The sequence below is a fragment of the Proteus myxofaciens ATCC 19692 genome (genome assembly GCF_001654855.1).
Classification (GTDB): domain Bacteria; phylum Pseudomonadota; class Gammaproteobacteria; order Enterobacterales; family Enterobacteriaceae; genus Proteus; species Proteus myxofaciens.
The window spans coordinates 1-3627 of record NZ_LXEN01000134.1 but is presented as its reverse complement, the minus strand read 5'-3'; the positions used below and the strand labels follow the sequence as shown (position 1 = coordinate 3627).

Genomic DNA, 3627 nt, shown 5'->3' with positions numbered 1-3627 from the left:
AAAAAAATTATATTTTAAATATTTCCTAATATTGACCTTCAAATAAAGCATCTGTCTGAAATTTTGGCTGATGCTTATCTAAAATTTTATTAAATTTAGTATCTATCTCTCATTTTTAGATATAAAAATCGCAAAAAAGTAACATAAGTTGTACATGTTTTTATTATTTTGTAGGATCTAATACTGTCATGTGACTAAATTGCCTTACAAGAGTATTTTTCATGGAACTGGAACACGAAAGTAAACGCCCGCTGTATATCCCGTATGCAGGCCCTATCCTGCTTGAATTTCCACTGTTAAATAAAGGTAGCGCTTTTAGCGAGGAAGAACGCAGTACTTTTAATCTACATGGATTACTGCCAGAAGCAGTTGAATCTATTGAAGAACAAGTCGAACGTGCTTATCGCCAATATCTTGATTTTAAAAATGATAACGATAAACATATCTATCTTAGAAATATTCAAGATACCAACGAAACTCTCTTTTACCGTTTATTAGAAGCTCATCTAACTGAAATGATGCCCATCATTTATACTCCTACTGTGGGTGAAGCTTGTGAACACTTCTCTGATATTTATCGTCGAGCTCGTGGCTTATTTATCTCTTATCCTAATCGTGCCAATATCGACGATATGCTACAAAACGCCACAAAACAAAATGTAAAAGTGATTGTGGTAACTGATGGCGAACGCATTTTAGGCTTAGGTGATCAGGGTATCGGTGGTATGGGTATCCCTATTGGTAAACTCTCTCTCTATACAGCATGTGGCGGTATCAGCCCTGCTTATACATTACCTGTTGTTCTTGATGTGGGTACTAATAATCCTCAACGCTTAAACGACCCTCTTTATATGGGATGGCGTCATCCTCGTATTACCGGTGATGAATATAACGAATTTGTTGATGAATTTATCCAAGCGGTTAAACGTCGTTGGCCAAATGTATTGTTGCAATTTGAAGACTTTGCACAAAAAAATGCCATGCCTTTACTTAGCCGTTATCGTGATGAATTATGTTGCTTTAATGATGATATACAAGGTACTGCCGCAGTCACACTAGGTAGCTTAATTGCCGCTAGTCGTGCCGCAGGTCGCCCTTTAAAAGATCAAAAAGTGACATTCTTAGGCGCAGGTTCTGCCGGTTGTGGTATTGCAGAACAAATCATTGCACAAATGAAGTCTGAAGGGCTAAGTGATGAACAAGCACGCGCTCGTATCTTTATGGTTGATAGATTTGGTTTACTGACTGATAAATTGCCGAATTTACTCGATTTCCAAAGTAAATTGACTCAAAAAAGTGAAGCAATCGCTGATTGGCAAACAGAAAGTGATGCTATATCTCTGTTAGAAGTCGTAAAAAACGCACAACCAACCATTTTAATTGGTGTTTCAGGTCAAGCGGGTCTTTTCACTGAAGAAATTATTCGTGAACTGCATAAGCACTGTGATCGCCCTATCGTCATGCCATTATCTAATCCAACATCACGCGTTGAAGCGCGTCCTGAAGATATTATTAATTGGACTGATGGACAAGCATTGGTTGCGACAGGAAGCCCTTTTGCACCTGTAATATACAAAGAGAAAGAGTACCCTATTGCACAATGTAATAACTCTTATATCTTCCCTGGCATTGGCTTAGGTGTGATTGCGTGTGGTGCTAAACGCGTCACTGATGCAATGCTTATGGTTGCCAGTCGTGCACTTGCCGATTGTTCACCAATGGCAAAAGATGGTGAAGGCTCGTTATTACCATTGCTTTCTGATATTCAACAAGTTTCTCGTTATATTGCAAAACAAGTGGCAAAAGAAGCCCAAGTACAAGGTGTTGCAACTGTCACCTCAGATTCTGCATTAGAAGAAGCTATTGAGCGTAATTATTGGAAACCGTTTTATCGTATCTATAAAAGAACTTCATTCTAGATATGCTTAACTGAATAAGTTGTATTCTGAAAAGCGTGTTATCAAGAGTAATAATGCGCTTTTTTCTTGCTTCCCTTACTTAGCTCAAGTAGCCTCTATCTCATTGAAGAAATGTGTCATAAAGGCAAGGACATGCTCAAACGTCTCATTTACTTATTTTTATTCTTAGCATTTATTTCTGCTGCGATATTAATTGCCTGTGATCGTTGGATAGGCATCAAGACAAATCCTTATATCTTTGAAGATGTTGAAACCCTACCCGCTAAAAAAGTGGGAATGGTCTTAGGAACATCAAAATACTATACCAGTGGATATATTAATCAGTTTTACCAATATCGTATTCAAGGTGCTGTAAATGCGTATAACAGCGGAAAGGTTCAGTACTTACTATTAAGCGGTGACAACGCGCAGCATAGTTATAATGAACCAAATACAATGCGTAAAGATCTGATTAAAGCGGGTATACCGGCTTCACGTATTGTGATGGATTTTGCTGGATTTAGAACACTGGATTCTGTTGTGCGTACTAAAGAGGTTTTTGGTACTGATGGCTTTACAATTATTACGCAACGCTTTCACTGTGAACGTGCTGTATTTATTGCTCTAGAAAAAGGCATTGATGCACAATGTTTTGCCGTAGCATCACCAAAAACAATGTTTAAAGTTCGAACTCGCGAAGTTTTAGCAAGAGCAGGGGCATTAGTTGACCTTTATATTCTAAAACGGGAACCTCGCTTTTTAGGGCCGCCAGAAGCTATTCCTGCTGTACATACTATTCCTGATACAATGAAAGGTTATCCTGCGGTATCTCCTGAAGAAGTGGAATCACTTCCTCTAAATAAAAGAAATATTGAGAATTCAGAACAAAAGCCCGTAAAAAAAAGCAATAATAAAAATGTAGAACAAAAACCAGCAGAAGAAAATAGCGAAAAACCCTATTAGCGATGTTGTGCTAATAGCCTTGTCGCTTTACGCCAGCACCATTCTATAGGGCCTTGTTGAAAATAACGTAACCAGCACACAGCAAAAATAATATTTACTGTCCAAATAAGCACAACAAAAGGCAGTAATTCAGGCAAGGTAAATTGCTCAAATAACCCGAGACGTTGAAATAAAGTAATACCAAAAATACTTTGCATTAAATAAATAGTGAGAGCCATTTTACCAACACATCGTAATGCATATACAACAACGCTATTTTCAATTAAAGGCCAGCTCCAATAAAGTAATGCTATATAACCTATACTTTGGAAAACCTGAATAAGCATAGTTAAAGGTTGAGCAATAATAGCAGACCAGTTGTAATTCCAATCATAATAATAATCCGCCACGACAATCATAGATTGCAACGTTAAGCTAATAGCTAAAAAATAAACGGCAATATAACCATAATGTGTACGACTAAATTGCTTTTTCAGCCAGCCTGATTTCATTAATGCAGCCCCCATCAACATAGCCCCAATTAAAAACCAGCTATATTGGCGAACTAAATTAAATACAAATAAGCTCAGCTCATCCCAGCGATATAATAGTGTTGTGGCATAATCTCCCGTTTTCCACATTGATTCAGCAAGCTTAGAATAAGGCGTGCTAAACCAGACTACATCAGCAAAATGACGATAGTGATAAAATAAAAAAACGAGAATAATTGCACCAATAAAATAGAGACTAGCCCCTAAAATAAATTGACGTTTCGCACATAAAGAAT

3 protein-coding genes are annotated in these 3627 nt (G+C 37.4%); 2 read left to right on the top strand and 1 reads right to left on the bottom strand.

Annotated features, from left to right (window positions below):
- The first annotated feature begins 221 nt into the window (after nucleotides 1-221).
- Nucleotides 222-1919, top strand: coding sequence for an NAD-dependent malic enzyme (locus M983_RS13640; protein ID WP_066751973.1), 1698 nt, complete (start codon nucleotides 222-224; stop codon nucleotides 1917-1919).
- Between the two features lie 132 nt (nucleotides 1920-2051).
- Nucleotides 2052-2861, top strand: coding sequence for an outer membrane permeability protein SanA (gene sanA, locus M983_RS13635; protein ID WP_083954607.1), 810 nt, complete (start codon nucleotides 2052-2054; stop codon nucleotides 2859-2861).
- Here sanA and M983_RS13630 read toward each other — a convergent pair.
- Nucleotides 2858-3627: DUF418 domain-containing protein (locus M983_RS13630; protein WP_066751970.1), on the bottom strand; the 770-nt coding region annotated here is incomplete at its 5' end. The two genes, sanA and M983_RS13630, sit on opposite strands and share 4 nt — an antisense overlap.

Bases quoted from the DNA above. Each gene is read 5' to 3' on its own strand.
- M983_RS13640 (WP_066751973.1), top strand. From the start codon at position 222: ATGGAACTGGAACACGAAAGTAAACGCCCGCTGTATATCCCGTATGCA.
- sanA (WP_083954607.1), top strand. From the start codon at position 2,052: ATGCTCAAACGTCTCATTTACTTATTTTTATTCTTAGCATTTATTTCT.